Consider the following 17,553-nt stretch of genomic DNA (forward strand, 5'->3'; position numbering starts at 1 on the left):
GTGGCCGGGTGGGCGCTCATGTCGACGGCCTCGGGTCGAGCGGCGGCCGGTACACGACCAATCGCTCCGACAGGCGCTGCCAGAGATCGTCGGCCACCGGCCGGCGGGTGACCCACAGCACCGCGGCGTAGCGGTCCAGGTCGACCTCTTCGAGCATGTCGTAGCAATGGATGTTGGCTGGCAAGGGCGTCGGGCGGGTCCACCAGTCGAGGCGCCCGGCCTCCTGCACGAAGGCGATCGGCTCGCCGTTGACGACGTGGGCCGACACGCGGGTGATGTTGAGCTTGGGTGCCTCGACGCGCCAGCCCAGCTCGCGGCCGAGAATGTCGACCGGGATCGTCTTGACGGCGTCGGACGCGGTGGTCAACACGGGCACTGCCTGCAGCACCTCGGCGATGCGCAACGCGCACTCATTGGCGCCGCCGACGTGGCCAGACAGCACCGGGATCACGAACTCGCCGGCGTCGTCGATGACCAGCACGCCGGGGTCTTCGTCCTTGCTCTTGAGATGCGGGGCGATCAGCCGGACCACCGCACCGAGCGAGACGAAAAACACGATCTGGTCATAGCCGGCGAACAAGGCGCCGACCTCGTCCTTGAACGCACCGTGGTAAGCCCGCACGCGGTCGCCGCAGGCCGACAACGCGTCGGCGAACTTGGCGGCCACGCACACATGCGCGTCGGGCCACGCGCGCGCCAGCGTCGCGGCCTGGGCGGCACCGTGGCGGGTGAGGGCCACCAGCACGATCCTGGCTGGGGCAGTAGGGGGTAGCGTGGAGGGCGACATCAGCGGGCTCCCGGTGGGTGGTTCGGACCAGCAGCGGTCTTCTTCTTGCAGCCGGCGATGCGCTCGCCGCGCTGCCGCTGCGGGTTCTTGACGATCAGCAGCGACAGATAGTTCACCGTCGTGCCTTTCAGCGTGCGCAGGTCGTGCACCACGCGTTCTTCGGGCGCACCGGCCTTTTCGATGAAGCAGCTGCACGTCAGCAGATCGCGGCGTTCGAGCAAGGCGATCAGGTCGTCGAGCAGGGGCTTGACCTTCATCAGCACCAGCGTGTCGAAGTCGTCGAGCAGTCGCTCGACCATGCCGACGCCGTAGGCCGCCGGCACCACCGCCACGGTGTCGTCCTGCTCGGCGAGCGGCCAGCGCAGTTGCGCGCAGCCGGCAAGGAAGGACGTGACACCGGGCACCACCTCGACCGACACGTCGGGCTGCAGCGCCTGCAGCGTGCGGGCCAGGTGGCCGAAGGTGGCATAGGTGGAGGCGTCGCCTTCGACCAGGAACATCACGTCGATGCCGCTTTGCAACGCCTCATGCACCGTCTGTGCGGCGCGCAGCCAGTGGCGGGCCAGCCGCTGCGCATCGTGTGTCATCGGAAACAGCAGGGGCTGGTGACCGAGCGGGGGCGTGAGGCCGGCGCGTTCGGCAATCGCCATGGCATAGCTCGGGCTCTTGGTGCTGCGCACCGGGTAGGTCCACAGCGTGCCCGGGCGCTGCAGCAGCGCGTGAGCGCGCCGTGTCATCAGCTGCGGGTCGCCCGGGCCCAGCGACACGCCGTAGAGCGTCGCACGGGTGGCTTCAACCATCATGTGCCTCCTTCGTGGCGCTGACGATCCAGACCGGGTTCTCGGCCGCCAGCCGGTGCATCTCGAGGATGGGTTTGCTGCGCGAGGCCTGCAGTTGCAGCACGTCCCACGACACTGGCCGCCTCGCCTGCGCGGCCTTCAGCGCGGTGACGGCCGCGGCCAGGTTTTCGATCGTCACGAAGTTCATGACCAGATGGCCCTCGGGGCGCAGTCGGTCGAGCACCTGGTCGATCAGCGTGGGCAGTTCACCGCCGGAGCCGCCGATGAACACCGCGTCCGGGTCGGGCCAGGCGTCCAGCCCCTCGGGCGCCTTCCCCTGCACCAGGCTGTGGTTGCTGATGCCCATCGCGCGACGGTTGCGCCCGGCGATGGCGTGGTCCGCCGCGTTCTTTTCGATCGCGTAGACATGGCCGTCGACACACAGCCGGGCCGCTTCCAACCCCACCGATCCCGACCCGGCGCCGATGTCCCACACGATGCTGTCGCGCCGCAGCTGCAAACGCGCCAGCGACACGGCGCGCACCTCGTGCTTGGTGATCAAGCCCTTCTCGGGATGGCGCTGTTCATAACGGTCGTCGGGCAGCCCGAACAACACCGGGGCGCGCCGCGGGCCCCAGCGCCACAGCAGCACCACGTTGGGGTCGGCGAATTCGGTATCGGCCATCTGCTGCACCGTCAGCGACGCGCGCACACGCTCGGCCGGCTGGCACAGCCGCTCGGCGACGGCGCACTGGAAGTCCTCGCCCAGGCCTTCGCTCAGCAACAGGCGCGCGATGCGCGCGGGGGTGTTCTCGGGGCTGGTCAGGATGGCCAGCCGGTCGTGCGACTGCACCGCCCGCAACAGCGCATACAGGCCGTGGCGGGCATCGGCCCCCTCCACCCACTCCCCGGCGTCGCGGGTGTGGACCGAGACGATCTTGAGGTCGTGCCAGGGCAGCCCGATGCGCGCGCAGGCGATCTGCAGGGTCGACAGGTTGGGCAGGATCTCGAGCGCTTCGATGCACAGCCGCGAGGCCAGATAGGCCGCAATGCCGTGGCACAGCGGGTCGCCGCTGGCCAGCACCACACAGCGCTGGCCCGCTTGCTGGGCCTGCGCGACCCATTGCGGCACCTCGCTCAGCGCGCCGGTCAGGTCGCGCTGCTGTGCGTCAGGGCGGATCTGGGCGGCCAGCAACGCCAGCGTGCGGCGGCCGCCGATCACCCACTGCGCCTGCTGCAAATGGGTCAGCGCGGTGGCGTGCAGGCTGGCGGCGCCATCGTCGAGGACGCCGATGACCCGGCAAGGTGGCGCCGCGAGGATGGCGTGCTGAGGGCTGTCGTTCATGGGTCGTGGGTGAATGACGAGGCTGGCGCCAGGGACGAGGCCGGTGCCGGGGCAGACGCTGGCGCCAGGGAAGCGGCTTGCGCCAGCTTGCGACCGTCGAAGTCGCACACCAGCACGGTGAGGTGGAACTGCGACGCATAGCGGCCTTGCAGCGTGCGCACGACTCGCTCGGCGAGCGCCTGGTGGAAGGCTTCGGTCAAGCCCAGCGCCGCCATCCGTTCGCTGGCATAGCGGGCGGTCTCGGCCTGGCGGATGTCGTCGCAGACGTCGGCCGGCACGCCGAGGCCGGCACACAGCTCGGCCAGCAAACCGGTGTCGACCTCGGCGCGGTGGGCATGCGTGATGGTCTCGCCTTGTGCGATCTTGGTGAGTTTGCCGACCATGCCGCCGATGACCACCTGGCGCAGGCCGCAGGCCACCGCGGTGTCGAGCGCATAGCGCAGGAAGTCGCCCATTTGCACGAAGCACGCCTGCGGCAGGCCGGGCAGCTCGTCCATCGCGAACTTTTCGGTGCGGCCTCCGGTGGTCAGCACCACCCGACCGGCGCCGGTGGTGGCCGCCACCTGCACACCTTGCACGACGCTCGCGCGGTAGGCCGCGGTCGAGTAGGGCTTGACGATGCCGGTGGTGCCGAGGATCGAGATGCCGCCGAGGATGCCCAGGCGCGCGTTGAGCGTCTTCTTGGCCATTTCGAGGCCCTGCGGCACCGAGATCGTCACTTCGATGCCGCCCTCGTCCAACAAGCCGGCCGCGGCACGGCGCACGTTGTCGTCGATGTTGCGGCGTGGCACCGGGTTGATCGCGGGCCCGCCCACCTCCAGGCCCAGCCCCGGCATCGTCACCGTGCCGACACCGTGGCCGCCGCGCAGTCGCACCTGCCCGGGGTGTTGCGGCAGCAGCCGCACATCGGCGGTCAGGTGGGCGCGGTCGGTGCAATCCGGGTCGTCGCCTGCGTCCTTGATCACCATCGCATGGGCGGTGCGTTCCCAGCCGCTGCCGGCACAGCGGCCCTCGTGCACCTGGAACACCACCGGCTGGCCGTTCGGCAACCAGCACTCCACCTGCGCGGGCACGCGCCCCTCGACCAAGCCCACCACGGCCGCCCGCGCCGCGGCGGCCGAGCAGGCGCCGGTGGTGAAGCCGGTGCGCGTGCCGCGCTGGACCGTTTTCTCCATCATGTTGAGTGCCCCTGCGATGCCGCCGGTCGTTCACCTGAGCAGGACGCGCTGCTGACGCGCTTCCGCCAGGGCCAGCAGCGCATGCAGCGCGGCCACCACCAGGGTCGAGCCGCCCTTGCGCCCCCGCACGATGATCCAGGGGATGTCCTGCACCTCGGCCAGCAAGTCCTTCGACTCGGCGGCCGAAACAAAGCCCACCGGCATGCCGATCACCAGGGCGGGCCGGGCCGCGCCAGCGCGCATCAGCCGCACCAGCTCGATCAGCGCGGTCGGCGCATTGCCGATGCCCACGAGGGCGCCGTCGAGCAGGCCGAGTCGCTGCGCCTTGCGCATGGCCTGCACGGCGCGGGTGGTGTCTTCGGCGCGCGCGGTGGCCATCACGTCGGCATCGCCGATGAAGTGATGCGTGCGCACGCCAAAGTGCGCCAGGCGCGGCGCCGACAAGCCGCTGCAGATCATCTCGACGTCGGCCACCATCGGTGTGCCGCCGCGCAGCAGCGCCTGCACGCCGGCCTCGACCGCCTGCGGATGAAACTCGGTCAGGCCGTTGAATTCGAAATCGGCGTTGGCGTGGATCATGCGACGCACGACTGGCCACTGCTCGGGGGCGTAGGGGTGGGGGCCGACCTCGGCATCGATGATGGCGAACGACTCGTGCTCGATCACCTGGCCGGCACGGGTCAGTTGCTCGGTGACGGTGTTGGTGCGGCTGTTGTTCATGCGGCCACCGGGGCAAGCGGCGGTGGCACCGGCGCGGTGTCGTGCGCGGTGTCGTGCGTATGCCCACCATGCCCCAGGTCGTGGGCGATCTCGCGGAACTTGCAGCCGTCACATGGCAAACGCGCCTGCGGTACGCCGCCGACCCACTCGGCCACCCGATGGTCGAGCAGTTCGAAGATCTCCGGCTCGAAGCCGAAACAATCGGCTTGGGCGAGACGCAAGGCGGGGTACTGCTCTCGCAAGTGGCCGACCTGCCGCTCGATGCGCTGCATCAGGGTGCCGGTGAACAGGTAGTAAGGCAGCACGACGATTTGCCGCATGCCGATCAGGGCCTGGCGTTGCACCACCCGCTCGAGCCGCGGCCAGGTGATGCCGGTGAACGCCAGGTCGACCAGTTCGTGGTCGCTCGTTTCCTGCAGCCAGCGCGCCATCTTGGCCACCTCGCCGTTGGCTTGCCGGTCAGACGAGCCGCGCCCGAGCAGCACCACGCCCGTGGTGCGCGGGTCGGGCATGTCGAGCGACTGCATCGCGCTGCGCAGGCGCCGGCGCAAGATCGCCAGGATGGGGTCGCAGGCGCCCAGGTGCGGTCCATAGGCGAACTGCACGGCGGGGCAGTCGCTGCGGGCGTGTTCGATCGCCTCCGGAATCTCCATCTTCACGTGGCCGGCGGCGTTCAGGACCAAGGGCAGCACCAGCACTTCACGGCTGCCCTCGGCGGCGGCCCGCAGGCCCGCGTGCAGCCCGGGCTCGCCGAACTCGATGAAACACAGCTCGATGCGCCAGCCCGGCCGAGCGGCCTGCCAGGTGGCGACGAACCGCCGCACGTCGTCGTTGCCCGCGGCTTCGCGCGAGCCATGGCCCACCAGCAAGAGGGTCGGGTGCATCTTCAGGCTCCTGAGGGTGTCGAGGCACGACGGAAGCGGTGGGTGTAGCCGGCGTCGTAGAGCTTGGACTTGGCCAGCGTGGCCCAGTGGCGGGCGCCCAGCGTGGGGCTCGCGATGATCATCGCCTGGCTGACGATGCCGGCGGCGCGACAGCGTTGCTTGATGTCGGCCAGGGTGCCGCGCACGATGCGTTCTTCGCCAGGCCAGCTGGCCTTGTGCACCACCAGCACCGGGGCTTCGGCGGGCCAGCCCGCCTCCTGCAGCGCTTGCTCCACCTGGTGCAGCAGCGTGATCGACAAGAACAGGCACAAGGTGCAGCGGTGGCGGGCCAGCTCGACCAGCGACTCACCGGCCGGCATCGGCGTGCGGCCGGCCACGCGCGTGAAGATCACGCTCTGCGTGACTTCGGGCAGCGTGAAGCTCTCGACGGCCGCGGCGGCGGCGGCCATCGCCGACGAGACACCGGGCACGACGGCCACCGGTATGCCGGCGCGATCGAGCGGCTGCACCATTTCGATGAGCGTGCCGTACAGGGCTGGATCGCCGGTCTGCAGCCGCACCACCGTGTCGTGCCGGGAGGCCTGGGCGATCAGCCAGGCGACGATTTGGGCCAGCGTCATGTCTTTGGAGTCGGCGATGGTGCAGCCGGGCGGCGCCCAGCAGGCGACCGCCGCGTTGACCAGCGAGCCGGCGTAGAGGACCGCGCCAGCGCGTTCGAGCAACACCCGCCCCTTGAGGGTGAGCAACTCCGGATCGCCCGGACCGGCGCCCACGAACCAGACAGTGCCGGGCATGGTGATCAGCGCACTGCGAGAGGCGCAAAACACGCAGCGGCCCAGCGCCGATGGCCAACCCGGCGGATCGAGGCGAGCACCGCCAGCGTCACGACCGGCTCCAGCGCGACCACCGCGGCATACGAGGCGGCAAACCGCAGCCACTCGTGCACCGGCGTCGCCACCTCGCCGATGGCGAGCCAGAAGCCCACCATCGAGGTGACGCCGGCGTAGTAGCGGGCGTCCAGTTTCAGCACGTCGGTCCAGGTCGGCTGTGCCGCGCTGGGCGACCGGGTCAGGTGCACCATCAGCAGCGGCACGGCGAGCGACAGGAAGTTGACCGACAGGTGCACCAGGTCGGCGGGTTCGAACAGCAGGCCTTGCATCAGCAGCCCCAGCCCGAAGCCGAACAGCGTGGGCAACAGGCCGAACGCGAGGTAGATCGGCATCGCGCCGACGAAGTGCAGCTCCGACGGGCCCACCGGCAGATGGAAGGCCTGCATGAACAGCGAGAAGAACGCTGCGGCCAGTGCGGTGCGCAGCCACATCCTCGGCTGCGTCAGCAGGGCGGGCGCATGGGTGGCGAGCAAGCCGGTGGCGACCACCGAAGCGATCATCAGCTTGGACGAAGCGAGTGTGCCGGGTTCGATGTGCATCGAGTGCTTCCTGTAGGTCCGCGTCGGCGCCCGCCCGGGAGCTCAACAGGGCCAGGCGTTGCGGGCAGCAGACGGGGTGTTACGGGCGACCGGACGGCGCACGCACGCGCCGGTGACGGGCCTGTTCACGGGGCTCTTGAGGGGGCGGGCGGCCGGCGTCGGGTGGGGCGGGAGCGAGGGCCGCGAGGCACTGGGTGGTGCCTCGCTTGCGCACGGGACGCGGCTCACGCCTGCCGTCAGGTGTCGCCGAACCTCGCTCGAGCGCGCCAGCCGCTGCCGGCAGCGCCCGGCTCAACCAGGTGCAGGGGCGGACCACAGCACACCGACCCGGCAGGAAGCAGAGCACGCGGCCGCGCAGGGCCGAAAACAGTTGTTGTTCATGATGACGTCGAAGGCCAGCAAGTCACCTGCCTCCCCGCAGGTTCCTCGTGCATGGCCGCGCCAAGGCGCGACCCCCTGTTGGCCGGTATCCGGGCTGACAGACCTCCCGTGTCATCCTTCCCAGACCGATCAGGCCCAGTGGATTCTGTACACGAGTGAAGCGCGAGGCTTCGTCCGCTTACCGTTGCGGGGGCAGCTCAGGTGGGGGCGGGTTCCGTGGGAACGGCCCTTCCTGATTCCCGTTTAACTGCGCCGACATGATGCGGCGCGAGCACCAACGCGGCGAATGATATGCGGTGCCTTGCGTGCCGACAAGAAGGGGGGCTTGCAGCGTCGTGGCTGGCGCGACCTCAAGCCGCAAAGCGCTGCAAGCCGTCGCCGGCGATGCGGCAGATGCGCCACTCGGGCATCACCGTCGCACCCATCGTTTCGTAGAAACGGATCGCGCGCGTGTTCCAGTCGAGCACGCTCCATTCGAAGCGGCCGCAACCGCGCTCCAGCGCCAGCCGCCCCACCTGCTCCAGCAAGCGGCGGCCGATGCCGAGGCTGCGGTGTTGCGGCAGCACGAACAGGTCTTCGAGGTAGATCCCCGGCTGCGCCAGAAAGGTCGAGAAGTTGGTGAAGAACAAGGCGTAGCCGATGCTCCGGCGCTGCCCCTCGATCTCGAGGTCGGCCATCAACACTTCGGCCGCCGGCCGTGGGCCGAACAACTGCGCCAGCAGCTTCTCGGGGGTCACTTGCAACAGGTGGGTGAGCTGCTCGAAGTCGGCCAGTGCGGCGATCAACTCGACCAGGGCGGGAACATCGTCGGGGACGGCGGGGCGGATCGTGACAGTCATGTGGGGATTATCTGGGGCCGGTAAGCCCGTGCAGCCACGGAACACCCGGCGTCGTTGGCGGGCTCGGCAGTGCAACCTCTCGCATGTCTTGTGATCGTTGGTGTGTCTCCTCCGCCGCTTGGGGCGATGAGCGCACAAGCGTCGCCTCAAACCCTGTCAACCCTGCCAGATCTCGACCACTTTTGTCGAAAACCCTCGCGGAACGCTGTCACGTCAACCCTAGGATGACCGCGCGCCGGCTTCACCCCGGCGCTCGCACGCGTCCGGGAGCCGAGGGCGTGGCGTGCCACGAGCGCGTCGCGCACCGGAGCCGGGTTTCTTCCTCTCATCGGAGTTTCATGATGCGTTTTCACCCCCTGGCCATCGTCTGTGCCGGCCTGCTGGCCTTCAGCTCCGCCGCACACGCGGGTGACAAGGTCTGGATCAGCCTGGGCGACGCCGCCTTGGCCCAATTGCAAAAACACGCCCCCACCGCTGTCGCAGCCAGCGTGCGGGCCTCCTCCACGGCGGGTGACCGCAGCACGGCGCACAGCGCAACGGACGCCGAGGGGGTCCACCTGGTGCAGGTGGACGAGGACGATCTCGCCCGGCTCTCGGAAGCGGTGCACACCGAGCTGCGCCGTTGCGGCGGCTACATGTACCACCCGACGCAGGCCGAGGGGCTGGCGACGCTGCAGCGTGCTTCGGGGGCGGCCCGCCGGCTCACGGTGGCCGCCGCGACGCGGCCCAGCTACGTGATCGACCAGCAGGCGGTGGTGACGCCGCTGCTGTCGCAGGTGCAGGCCAGCCACATCGGCCAGACCATCGTCGAGCTGTCGTCCTACGTGAACCGCCATTACCAGACCACGGCCGGTGTCAACGCCTCCGACTGGCTGAAGCAACGCTGGACCTCGCTGGCAGGTGGCCGGAGCGACATCACGGTGGAACAGTTCAGCCATCCGAACTGGCGCCAGAAGTCGGTGATCGCGACGATCCGTGGCACCGACAATCCGAACGAAGTGGTGGTGCTGGGCGGTCACCTCGATTCGATCAACCAGGCCGGCACTGGCGAGACCACCCGGGCGCCCGGAGCCGACGACGACGCGTCGGGCGTGGCCAGCCTGACCGAGGTGTTCCGCACCCTTGCCGCCAGCGGCTACAAGCCGCGGCGCACCTTGAAGTTCATGGCTTATGCCGCCGAGGAGGTGGGGCTGCGCGGCTCGCAGGAGATCGCCCGCAGCCATGCCACGGCGGGCGTCAACGTGGTGGGCGTGATGCAGCTCGACATGACCAACTACAAGGGGTCGGTCGACGACATCTACATCTATACCGACTACACCGACAGCCAGCAGAACAGCTTCGTCACCAATTTGATCCGCACCTATCTACCGGCCCTGAGGATCGGCACCGACCGCTGTGGTTATGGCTGCTCGGACCATGCCTCCTGGACCGCTCAAGGGTATGCGGCTTCGATGCCGTTCGAGGCGGCCATGGACGAGAGCAACCCCCACATCCACACGGCGAACGACACCTACGCCAACACCGGCAGCACCGCCGAGCATTCGCTCAAGTTCGCCCGCATGGCGCTGGCCTACATGGTCGAGTTGGGCAGCGACGGCGCGGGCGCGGCGGATCGGGTCGAGACCTTCAACGGCAGCCTGGCCCGCAACCAGACCCGCAGTTTCGGCCCCTTCAAGGTGGCGGCCGGCGGCAGCTTCAAGGCGAGCACCACCGGCACTGGTGACATCGACCTTTATGTGCAGCGCAACGCGGCGCCCACGACCAGCCGCCACGACTGCAAGTCGGACAGCAGCACAGCCGTCGAGAACTGCAGCCTCGACATCCGCGCGAATGGCGACGTGTATGTGATGCTGCGGGGGTACACCGCGGGGACCTACTCGCTGTCCGTGAGCTATCGGCCGCAGTGAGTGAGGGGCGCCGGGCGGCCAGCCCGGTGCCATGGACGCGCGATCGCCCCTTCGTCGCCGTTGGATCACGGCACGCCATCTGCTTGTTGTCAGTGTTCGTTTCCGGAGGTCCGCCATGGCAGATGAAACACCCGTTCCCATCCCTCACGATCGCACGCGCATCGACGTCACCCGCAGCGCGGAGATGCGCTACTGGACCCACAAGTTCGCGGTGAGCGACGACGAACTGCTGGCCGCCGTGGCCGCGGTGGGGGACGAAGCCGGCAAAGTGTGTGCCTTCCTGCAAGAGGAGGACCGCGGCGACCACGCCACCCGGCACTGACACCGGCAGCCCGCCAGGCGGCGCTGGCCCTGCCGGAGCGCCTCGCTGGCAGGGCGCGCCTCCAGCTTCGCTGGCGCTCCGGCGAGGAGCAGACCCTGCGATTCATCAGCACTGTCACAGCGCGAGTGGTATGGTGGTCTTTTTTAAGGGGTACACCATGTCGAGACCTTTGACCTCCTCTGCCCAGCTTCGCAAGGAAGCACTACGCAACGGCCTGCTCGCCACCGTGGACATGCTCAAGCGGCGCCGCGCGGCGGAGGTGCCGGAGGGCTACCTCGACGATTACGTCGCCCTGAACTGGCTCGAATGGCACGGCGGTGGGCTGCGCCTCACCGTGGTGGGCGAAAACACTTACAAGCAATTGACGGCACGCTTGGGTTAGCTGCAACGCCCCGGCTGGCCCACTCGCCTTTCACCCAGCGTGCGAGCGGCCGAGGCAGATGGATGGGTTGAACCGTTCGGCTCCTACCGGAAAGCGGGTGAAGCATGAGCAAGCGAGGAACGGTGGAGCCGGTGCTGCTCACTTCGGCGCGGGTGACCACCTTCCAGGGCCAGGAGATGATCAGTGGCGCGAGCGGCTTCTTCTTCCGCCGCGACGAACGGCTCTACCTGGTGACGAGCCGGCACGTGCTGTGGGACCCGCCGACGGGCCACCACCCCGACCGCCTCGAACTCGAGTTGCATACCAACACCTTCAACCTGACGCTGACGACGACGTTTTCCATCCTGCTGTATCGACAGGGTGAGGCCATCTGGCGGCAGGCCAGCGACAGCGAAGGTGAAGTCGACGTGGCCGTCATCGAGTTGGATCAGCACGCGCTGCCGGAGCGCTGCGCGCTGCGGGCCTTCACGCCGGCGCATCTGCAAGCGGCGCTGTCCGAGATCGAAATCGGCACGCCGCTGTTGGTGGTGGGGTTCCCGCTCGGCTTCCATGACACCTTGCACCATCTGCCCGTCGCGCGGCTGGCGTGCGTCGCCTCGTCGTTCGGCGTGCGGTTTCAGGGCCAGGGCTACTTTCTCACCGATGCCCGCACCCACCGGGGGACCAGCGGTGCGCCGGTGCTGATGCGGGATACGTCGGGAGATCTCGGGCAAGAACCCGTACCGTGGAAGCTTTTGGGCATCCACTCTTCCAGAATGGACATGGGCAACCGAGACCTGGTGCAGGACGAGGCGCTGGGGCTGAACTGCGCCTGGTATGCCGACGTTCTGATGGCACTCACCGACGTTTGAGCGACCCCTGCTCCGGTGGTCGTCCGCGAGGGGCGCGTGGCAGCTCTTGTTCTGCTGCGATGGCGGGTCTTGCGAACGACCCGCCGCCTCACCGTCCCGGATCGAGGTGTAGCGGGGTCGACACCGCCGGCACGACCACGCGGTGCAACTCGGCGGCCAGCTCCGGAAAGCTCAAGGGCTTGCTGAGGTAGCCGTCCATCCCGGCGTCGCGGCATTGGTCGCCGACCTGGGCCTGGAGGCCAGCGGTGAGCGCGACGACGGCGAACGGCGGCATGCGGCCGTCGCGTTGCAGCGCTCGCAATTGCTGCGTGGCATCGATGCCGTTCAGGCGCGGCATGTCGAGGTCCATCAACACGGCCTGAGGGTGGCTGTCATTGCATTGCTGGATCGCGGCGAGGCCGTCGTCGGCCGTCACCACCGAGTAGCCCAACATTCGGGCCATTTCACTCGCCACCATCCGGTTCACCTCGTTGTCGTCCACGACCAGCAGCGGAGAACGGCTGTCGCGCGGCGGCTCGGGCAGCAGCCAAGTCGACGGGGCGCCGTCGCGACCGCGAGCCGCCGTCGTGACGTGGTGAATCTGGGCCGGGCTGAACGGGTAGAGCTCGACCTCGAAGCCCCCGACCGGCTCGGTGCTGAGCAACGCCGGCGCGCCCGCGGGCACCGCGAACGAACGTGTGCACGAACGCGGCAGCGCCCGGCTCAAGGTGTCGAGCGAGGCCTCCGTGATGTCGGGGCTGTCCAGCACCACCACCCAGGCGGGTCGCACTTCACCACCTTGCAAGCGGGCCGCGTACTGTGCCGCGTCCTCGCACGTATCGAAGCGCACCACCGACCAGCCGGCGCGGTGCAAGCGCCGCGACAGGCAGTCGGTGGCATGGCGGGCGGTGCTGACCACCCACACGGTGGCGCCGGCTGCGTCGGGCAGCGGGGCGGGGTCGAACTGGCCATGGCACTGAAGGGTGAAGGCGAATAACACGCCTCGACCTCGGGTGCAGCCGAACGCGACACTGGCGCCGCTGATGGGGCAGCGACCCCGGGCGGTCCGGGCCGGCGTGCTGTCGTTCCACGGGCGGCCCGCATCGGGCAGCTGTAGTCGTTCCAAGACGCGTGCTACGGTCTCGGCCGGGACCTGGGCGGCAAGGCCACCGATCAGCACATGCACCTCAGCGCGCCCCCCGCCGAGGTCGGCGGTGCGACCTTTGAGTACGAGAAACGCATTCGGCAGGATCTCGGTCACCGCACACATCAACCGGTAGATGGCGCATTCCACTGACAAGGGATCGTCGTCGAGGAGGAGGGGCGGTCCTTCGCAGTCGAAGGAAAACGATTGGCCCCGCATCAGCGTCTGGCGTAAGACGTGACGCGCGCAGTTGGTGAAGATCTCGCCGAAATCGTAGGTCTGCATGACGGAGGCATCATTGCGCACGAGGGGGGCGACCCGCTGTTCGCGCATCGAGGCGCGCACAGACCGGCCGTCAGAGTCACCGCCTGTTTTGGGTCGACCGGCTGCCTCCTGCGCCCGTCGAATGCCCTGGAGGGACCCGTGGTGAAACATCATAAATCGGCGCTGACCCTGACGGAAAGCATGGGATAGCCGCCACATCAACTGACACCCCGGGGGCTCGAATGGCAGCGAACGACAGCAGCGTGCAGGCCTGATCGACGAAGTGCTGATCCAATCCGGCCGCGAGCCGGGATGCCGTGCCCGGCCTCGCCGATCAGAACCGGTGCCGGTGCGAAAACCGCACCCGTCTTGCGTCAGCGTGTCGCGGCACCGACCAGCGTGGCCTCCAGTGTCTGGGCATCGACGGGTTTCGTGAGGTGCGCGTCGAAGCCGGCGGCCAGGGCCCGCTGCTTGTCGTCCTCCTGGCCCCACCCGGTCAGCGCGACCAGGCAGACCTGTTGCCCGCGCGGCCTGCTGCGGATCCGACGCGCCACTTCGTAGCCGCTCATGCCCGGCATGCCGATGTCGAGCAGGACCACGTCGGGCGCGTAGCGTCGCACCTCCTGCAACGCCGCTTCACCGTCGTGCGCCAGCGCCACGTCACGGCCGCCCAGGCGCAACAGCACGGCCAGGCTCTCGGCGGCGTCGCGGTTGTCGTCCACCACCAGGATGCGCTGTGGCGCCGACCGCGGCGCGACGGCCGGCGCCTCGTCGGCGGCCGCCTGGGAGGTCGTGCCCCGGCTACGGGGCAGCCGCACCACGAACTCGCTGCCGCGCCCGGGGCCGGCGCTGTGGGCGCGGATCGAGCCACCGTGCAGTGCCACCAGCCCGCGGGCCAGCGCCAGCCCGATGCCCAGGCCGCCCTGGGCCCGTTCCAGCACCGGGTCGACCTGCGAGAACATCTCGAACACTGTTTCCAGGTGCTCGGCCGCGATGCCGACGCCGGTGTCGCGGATGGCCACGGTCGCCATCGCGTCGTCGGCCTCGGCGGTGAGCCAGATCTGGCCGCCGTGCGGCGTGTACTTGGCGGCGTTGTTGAGCAGGTTCAAGAACACCTGGGTCAGGCGTGTCACGTCGGCCTCGAGCCACACCGGCTGCGGCGGCAGCGACACCGTCAGCTGGTGCCCGCAGGCCTGCACCAGCGGTTGGGCCGCCTCGAGCGCGCCCTGCACGATGGTGGTCAATTCGACGCGTTCCTGTTGCAGCTCGATCTTGCCGCGCGTGATGCGGGCGATATCGAGCAAATCGTCGACCAGCCGCGTCAGGTGGCGGGCCTGGCGGTCGATGACGTCGCGGCTCCAGCGCGTTTCCGGATCGGGTGGTGCCTTCAGCCGCAGGATTTCCAGCGCATTGCGGATCGGCGCCAGCGGATTGCGCAGTTCGTGGGCGAGCGTGGCAAGGAATTCGTCCTTGCGACGGTCGGCATCGGACAGCTCCCGGTAGAGCCGGCGCAGCTCTTCTTCGGACCGCATGCGCTCGGTGATGTCGATGCCCAGTCCGTACAGCATGGTCGGGCGACCGTCGGTGGCATACACCGCACGACCGCGGCCTTCCATCCAGCGCCACTGGCCGCTCGCATGCCGAAAGCGGAACTGCACGCAGTAGTCGTCGCGCCGTTCCAGGGCCTGTGCCACCGCGGCTTCCAACGCGGGCCGTTCGTCGGGGTGCACCAGGCTCCTGAAACCCTCGGTGGTCCCCGAGAAGCCGCCGGGCGGCAGGCCGAACAACTCTTCGAGCTCGGCGCTCCACCAGACCCGATCGGTCACCAGGTCGCGCGACCAGGCGCCCATGCGGCCACCACGCATCGCCAGCGCCAGCACGTCACGGCTCTCGCGCAATGCCGCTTCGGCGCGGGCGCTCTCGACTGCGAACCAGGTGCGCTCAGCCACCTGCTCGATCAGCGCCACCTCGTCGCTGCGCCACGTCCGCGGCTCGCGGTGCTGCAGCACCATCAGCGCGACGAGCCGGCGGTCCTTGACGAGCGGCACACCGACGCCGGCGCGAGCATGCAGCCCCGCAAAAGCTGCTTGCGCACCCGATCCCAGCAGACGCTCGTCGCTGGCGACGTCTTCGATCACGACGGTGGAGCCGGCACGCAGCTGCGCCACCATGCGGGGACCGAAGTCGTTGAGTCGGTGGCGGCCGACGACACTCGGCACGCCGTCGGTGTGGTCCTGCAGCACCAGCGCGAACTGCTGTGAGGGGTCGATCTCGGCATAGGCACAGCGGCTGACGCCGAAGTAGCGACCGACACGGGCGACCACCTCGCGCTGAACCAACGCCGGGTCGCGCAGCTCGCGGGTGGCGTCGTGCAGCGCGACGATCAGGCGGTGCGATTCGTCGCTGCGCTGCAAGGCTTCTTCGATGCGCTTGCGGTCGGTGACGTCCAGTTCCGCGCCCACCGTTCTGATGGCGCGGCGCGCGGCGCCTTCGCCTTTGAAGAAGGTCTGCGCCCGGGCACTGATCCAACGCGTTTTGCCATCGGCGCGCAACACCCGGTAGTCGGACGCGAACACGCCGTTGCCATTCGGGTCGTGCGCCGATCTCAGCGCTGCCAAATGAGCCTCGCGATCGTCGGGGTGCACGCGGGCCAGCACCGAGTCGAGTTGGGGCGGACGGTCGGGCGGCCAATCGTGAATGGCCCGGATCACCGGCGACCAGTGCAGTTCGCCGCTCACATGGTCGTGGTCGAACACGCCGACGCCCGCGGCCCGCACCGCCTGGGTCAGCCGCTCTTCGGCGCGGCGCAGTTCATCCAGCGCTTCCCGGTGCGCGGTGATGTCGTGCACGAGGATGGCCACGCCCAGCACACTGCCGGCGGCCGTGAGGTGAGGCACATAGGTGATCGCTACCCAGCGCTTGCCGGCGCGCGGGTAGGCGATCTGGTGCTCGCACGACACGGCCTGGCCGGCCAGCGCGGCTTCCATATAGGGCCGCAGCGTCTGCCACGCCGCTTCGCCGGCCACGTCGCGCACATGCCGCCCGGTGATGTTCGACCGCGGCTCGCCGAACCACCGTTCGTAGGCCCGGTTGTTGAGCCGGTAGACACCCTCGGCGTCGACATACGAAATCAGCACCGGCAGGTTGTCGATGATCAGCGGCAGCAGCTCCTCGGCGAGCAAACGCTGTTGCAACCGTGCCGCCTGCTCCTGGGCCTCCTGCGCCTCGGCGACGGCGGTTGCCGCGCGGTGCTCCAGTTCGTCGTTGATCGCGGCGGCCTGCAGCCCGGCGCGGTGCAGCGCGGCGCTGACCGCGTCGACTTCGACCAGGCCGGTGCGCTCGGCCGCCGGCACCTCGTCGTTCGCCAGTTCCCGCGCCGCCCGCCCCAGGGCCTGGATCGGGCGCCGGATGCCGCGCGCAGCCCGCAGCGCCAACACCACCGAGAGCACGGCGAGGAAGGCGGCCGAGGCCGCCGCCTGCCATGCCGCGTGACGTGCGCCCGTGGTCAGGATGTCCTGGGGCACGCCGATCACGAAGGTCCAGCCATACACCGGCGAGCGGCTGTAGAAGGCCAGCACCCGGATGCCGTCGAGCGAGACCGATTCGATGAAGCCCTCGGAGCGAGTCTGCAATGCGGCGATCAGGTCCGGCTGGGCCCGCTTGCCGATCCAGCGTTGCGGGTCGGGCTCGCGCGCCACGACCGTGTTGCCTTTGTCCATCACCGCCGCGATCCAGCCGGCCGGCAGGCGTTGCTGCGTGATGATGGCCTGGAGCGCGTCGGGGGTGAAGATGAGACCGACGTTGTAACGCGGCGGTGTGCCGCTGCGATCGGGCGCGAACACCCCCAGTACGGGGCGTTGGCTGACCGGCCCGATGCGCAGGTTGGAGACCTCGGGCCGGCCGGTGACGAGCGGGCGTCCGGGCGGTGCGTTGTGCCTCGGCAACGGCGTGCCGAGTGCCACCGAGGTGTTGAGCCGCTGCCGTTCGGCATCGATCAGCACCACCCAGTTGCCGCTGCCTTCGCTGGCGGCCTTGGCTTCGCCGTAAAAGCGGGCCAAATCGTCTTCGAGGATGGCTGCAGAGGCGGCCAGGGTGCGGGCGACGGCAGCTCGCTTGTCGAGTTCGCGGTCGACCACCAGCGACAGCGCGCGTGCCGTTTCCCGCAGGCGTTGGTGGGCCGATTCGGCTTCGCGTTGATAGGTGGCGACGACAATCCAGACGAACAGACAGGCCGTGGGCAGCAACACCGCGAGGATCAGCAGCAGCAGCCGGCGCCCGAGCGTCATCGGGCGTGCCGCGCCATCGGCGCCGTCGTCAGGCGTCGAAGCGAGGCGATTCGAAGCGGCGAGGGGCAATTGGCGC

Annotated in this window: 15 protein-coding genes and 1 riboswitch; of the genes, 4 read left to right on the forward strand and 11 right to left on the reverse strand. The window is 69.2% G+C overall.

Annotated features, from left to right (window positions below; translation table 11 throughout):
• Nucleotides 1-16: 16 nt before the first annotated feature.
• The 9 genes from AAW51_RS02590 to AAW51_RS02630 form a co-directional block, all read right to left on the reverse strand.
• Entirely contained in the window at nt 17-787 is a 771-nt protein-coding gene (locus tag AAW51_RS02590; RefSeq protein WP_047193372.1) for a cobalamin biosynthesis central domain-containing protein, read from the reverse strand.
• On the reverse strand, nt 787-1,590 hold the full coding sequence (cobI, locus tag AAW51_RS02595) for a precorrin-2 C(20)-methyltransferase (protein ID WP_417903594.1): 804 nt from the start codon (nt 1,588-1,590) through the stop codon (nt 787-789). Before cobI ends, AAW51_RS02590 begins: the two co-directional genes overlap by 1 nt.
• Complete coding sequence (locus AAW51_RS02600) at nt 1,580-2,911, reverse strand: bifunctional cobalt-precorrin-7 (C(5))-methyltransferase/cobalt-precorrin-6B (C(15))-methyltransferase (protein ID WP_047193374.1); 1,332 nt, start codon at nt 2,909-2,911, stop codon at nt 1,580-1,582. Before AAW51_RS02600 ends, cobI begins: the two co-directional genes overlap by 11 nt.
• The gene (locus AAW51_RS02605) at nt 2,908-4,089 is read right to left on the reverse strand and encodes a cobalt-precorrin-5B (C(1))-methyltransferase (protein ID WP_047193375.1); all 1,182 of its coding nucleotides are present in this window, start codon (nt 4,087-4,089) and stop codon (nt 2,908-2,910) included. The genes AAW51_RS02600 and AAW51_RS02605 overlap by 4 nt, the downstream gene beginning before the upstream one ends.
• A 30-nt stretch (nt 4,090-4,119) precedes the next feature.
• Nucleotides 4,120-4,809 (reverse strand): precorrin-8X methylmutase, encoded by a 690-nt coding sequence (locus tag AAW51_RS02610; protein WP_047193376.1) that lies wholly within the window; start codon nt 4,807-4,809, stop codon nt 4,120-4,122.
• Nucleotides 4,806-5,693 carry a sirohydrochlorin chelatase gene (locus AAW51_RS02615; protein WP_047193377.1) on the reverse strand — a complete coding sequence of 296 codons (888 nt, stop codon included), beginning with the start codon at nt 5,691-5,693 and terminating at the stop codon, nt 4,806-4,808. The genes AAW51_RS02610 and AAW51_RS02615 overlap by 4 nt, the downstream gene beginning before the upstream one ends.
• 2 nt (nt 5,694-5,695) lie before the next feature.
• Nucleotides 5,696-6,487: a precorrin-4 C(11)-methyltransferase gene (cobM, locus tag AAW51_RS02620; protein ID WP_047193378.1), complete on the reverse strand. Its 792-nt coding sequence runs from the start codon at nt 6,485-6,487 to the stop codon at nt 5,696-5,698.
• Between the two features lie 5 nt (nt 6,488-6,492).
• A complete protein-coding gene (locus AAW51_RS02625; protein WP_047193379.1) occupies nt 6,493-7,122 on the reverse strand; it encodes an energy-coupling factor ABC transporter permease in 630 nt (209 codons plus the stop codon).
• Nucleotides 7,123-7,566: 444 nt separating this feature from the next.
• A riboswitch (cobalamin riboswitch) is annotated at nt 7,567-7,797 on the reverse strand.
• Between the two features lie 56 nt (nt 7,798-7,853).
• Nucleotides 7,854-8,342: a GNAT family N-acetyltransferase gene (locus AAW51_RS02630; RefSeq protein WP_047193380.1), complete on the reverse strand. Its 489-nt coding sequence runs from the start codon at nt 8,340-8,342 to the stop codon at nt 7,854-7,856.
• A 338-nt stretch (nt 8,343-8,680) separates the two neighbouring features.
• On the opposite strand from AAW51_RS02630, the gene AAW51_RS02635 reads away from it, so the two are divergent.
• The 4 genes from AAW51_RS02635 (at nt 8,681) to AAW51_RS02650 (ending at nt 11,804) form a co-directional block, all read left to right on the forward strand.
• Entirely contained in the window at nt 8,681-10,249 is a 1,569-nt protein-coding gene (locus AAW51_RS02635) for a M20/M25/M40 family metallo-hydrolase (RefSeq protein ID WP_047193381.1), read from the forward strand.
• Between the two features lie 115 nt (nt 10,250-10,364).
• Nucleotides 10,365-10,571 (forward strand): DUF3606 domain-containing protein, encoded by a 207-nt coding sequence (locus AAW51_RS02640; RefSeq protein ID WP_047193382.1) that lies wholly within the window; start codon nt 10,365-10,367, stop codon nt 10,569-10,571.
• Between the two features lie 157 nt (nt 10,572-10,728).
• On the forward strand, nt 10,729-10,953 hold the full coding sequence (locus tag AAW51_RS02645; RefSeq protein ID WP_157359584.1) for a hypothetical protein: 225 nt from the start codon (nt 10,729-10,731) through the stop codon (nt 10,951-10,953).
• Nucleotides 10,954-11,057: 104 nt separating this feature from the next.
• On the forward strand, nt 11,058-11,804 hold the full coding sequence (locus AAW51_RS02650) for a trypsin-like serine peptidase (protein WP_047193384.1): 747 nt from the start codon (nt 11,058-11,060) through the stop codon (nt 11,802-11,804).
• An 88-nt stretch (nt 11,805-11,892) separates the two neighbouring features.
• Here the strand turns inward: AAW51_RS02650 and AAW51_RS02655 are convergent, their stop codons facing one another.
• Both AAW51_RS02655 and AAW51_RS27775 read right to left on the reverse strand, forming a co-directional pair.
• On the reverse strand, nt 11,893-13,212 hold the full coding sequence (locus AAW51_RS02655) for a response regulator (RefSeq protein ID WP_169787970.1): 1,320 nt from the start codon (nt 13,210-13,212) through the stop codon (nt 11,893-11,895).
• A gap of 353 nt (nt 13,213-13,565) precedes the next feature.
• Complete coding sequence (locus AAW51_RS27775; RefSeq protein WP_157359585.1) at nt 13,566-17,546, reverse strand: PAS domain-containing protein; 3,981 nt, start codon at nt 17,544-17,546, stop codon at nt 13,566-13,568.
• Nucleotides 17,547-17,553 lie beyond the last annotated feature (7 nt).

It is taken from the genome of Caldimonas brevitalea, assembly GCF_001017435.1.
Lineage (GTDB): Bacteria > Pseudomonadota > Gammaproteobacteria > Burkholderiales > Burkholderiaceae_C > Caldimonas > Caldimonas brevitalea.

What these genes read in the sequence shown, in the direction of transcription:
- AAW51_RS02590 (WP_047193372.1), bottom strand. Translation starts at nt 787, where the DNA reads ATGTCGCCCTCCACGCTACCCCCTACTGCCCCAGCCAGGATCGTGCTG.
- cobI (WP_417903594.1), bottom strand. Translation starts at nt 1,590, where the DNA reads ATGATGGTTGAAGCCACCCGTGCGACGCTCTACGGCGTGTCGCTGGGC.
- AAW51_RS02600 (WP_047193374.1), bottom strand. Translation starts at nt 2,911, where the DNA reads ATGAACGACAGCCCTCAGCACGCCATCCTCGCGGCGCCACCTTGCCGG.
- AAW51_RS02605 (WP_047193375.1), bottom strand. Translation starts at nt 4,089, where the DNA reads ATGATGGAGAAAACGGTCCAGCGCGGCACGCGCACCGGCTTCACCACC.
- AAW51_RS02610 (WP_047193376.1), bottom strand. Translation starts at nt 4,809, where the DNA reads ATGAACAACAGCCGCACCAACACCGTCACCGAGCAACTGACCCGTGCC.
- AAW51_RS02615 (WP_047193377.1), bottom strand. Translation starts at nt 5,693, where the DNA reads ATGCACCCGACCCTCTTGCTGGTGGGCCATGGCTCGCGCGAAGCCGCG.
- cobM (WP_047193378.1), bottom strand. Translation starts at nt 6,487, where the DNA reads ATGCCCGGCACTGTCTGGTTCGTGGGCGCCGGTCCGGGCGATCCGGAG.
- AAW51_RS02625 (WP_047193379.1), bottom strand. Translation starts at nt 7,122, where the DNA reads ATGCACATCGAACCCGGCACACTCGCTTCGTCCAAGCTGATGATCGCT.
- AAW51_RS02630 (WP_047193380.1), bottom strand. Translation starts at nt 8,342, where the DNA reads ATGACTGTCACGATCCGCCCCGCCGTCCCCGACGATGTTCCCGCCCTG.
- AAW51_RS02635 (WP_047193381.1), top strand. Translation starts at nt 8,681, where the DNA reads ATGATGCGTTTTCACCCCCTGGCCATCGTCTGTGCCGGCCTGCTGGCC.
- AAW51_RS02640 (WP_047193382.1), top strand. Translation starts at nt 10,365, where the DNA reads ATGGCAGATGAAACACCCGTTCCCATCCCTCACGATCGCACGCGCATC.
- AAW51_RS02645 (WP_157359584.1), top strand. Translation starts at nt 10,729, where the DNA reads ATGTCGAGACCTTTGACCTCCTCTGCCCAGCTTCGCAAGGAAGCACTA.
- AAW51_RS02650 (WP_047193384.1), top strand. Translation starts at nt 11,058, where the DNA reads ATGAGCAAGCGAGGAACGGTGGAGCCGGTGCTGCTCACTTCGGCGCGG.
- AAW51_RS02655 (WP_169787970.1), bottom strand. Translation starts at nt 13,212, where the DNA reads ATGCAGACCTACGATTTCGGCGAGATCTTCACCAACTGCGCGCGTCAC.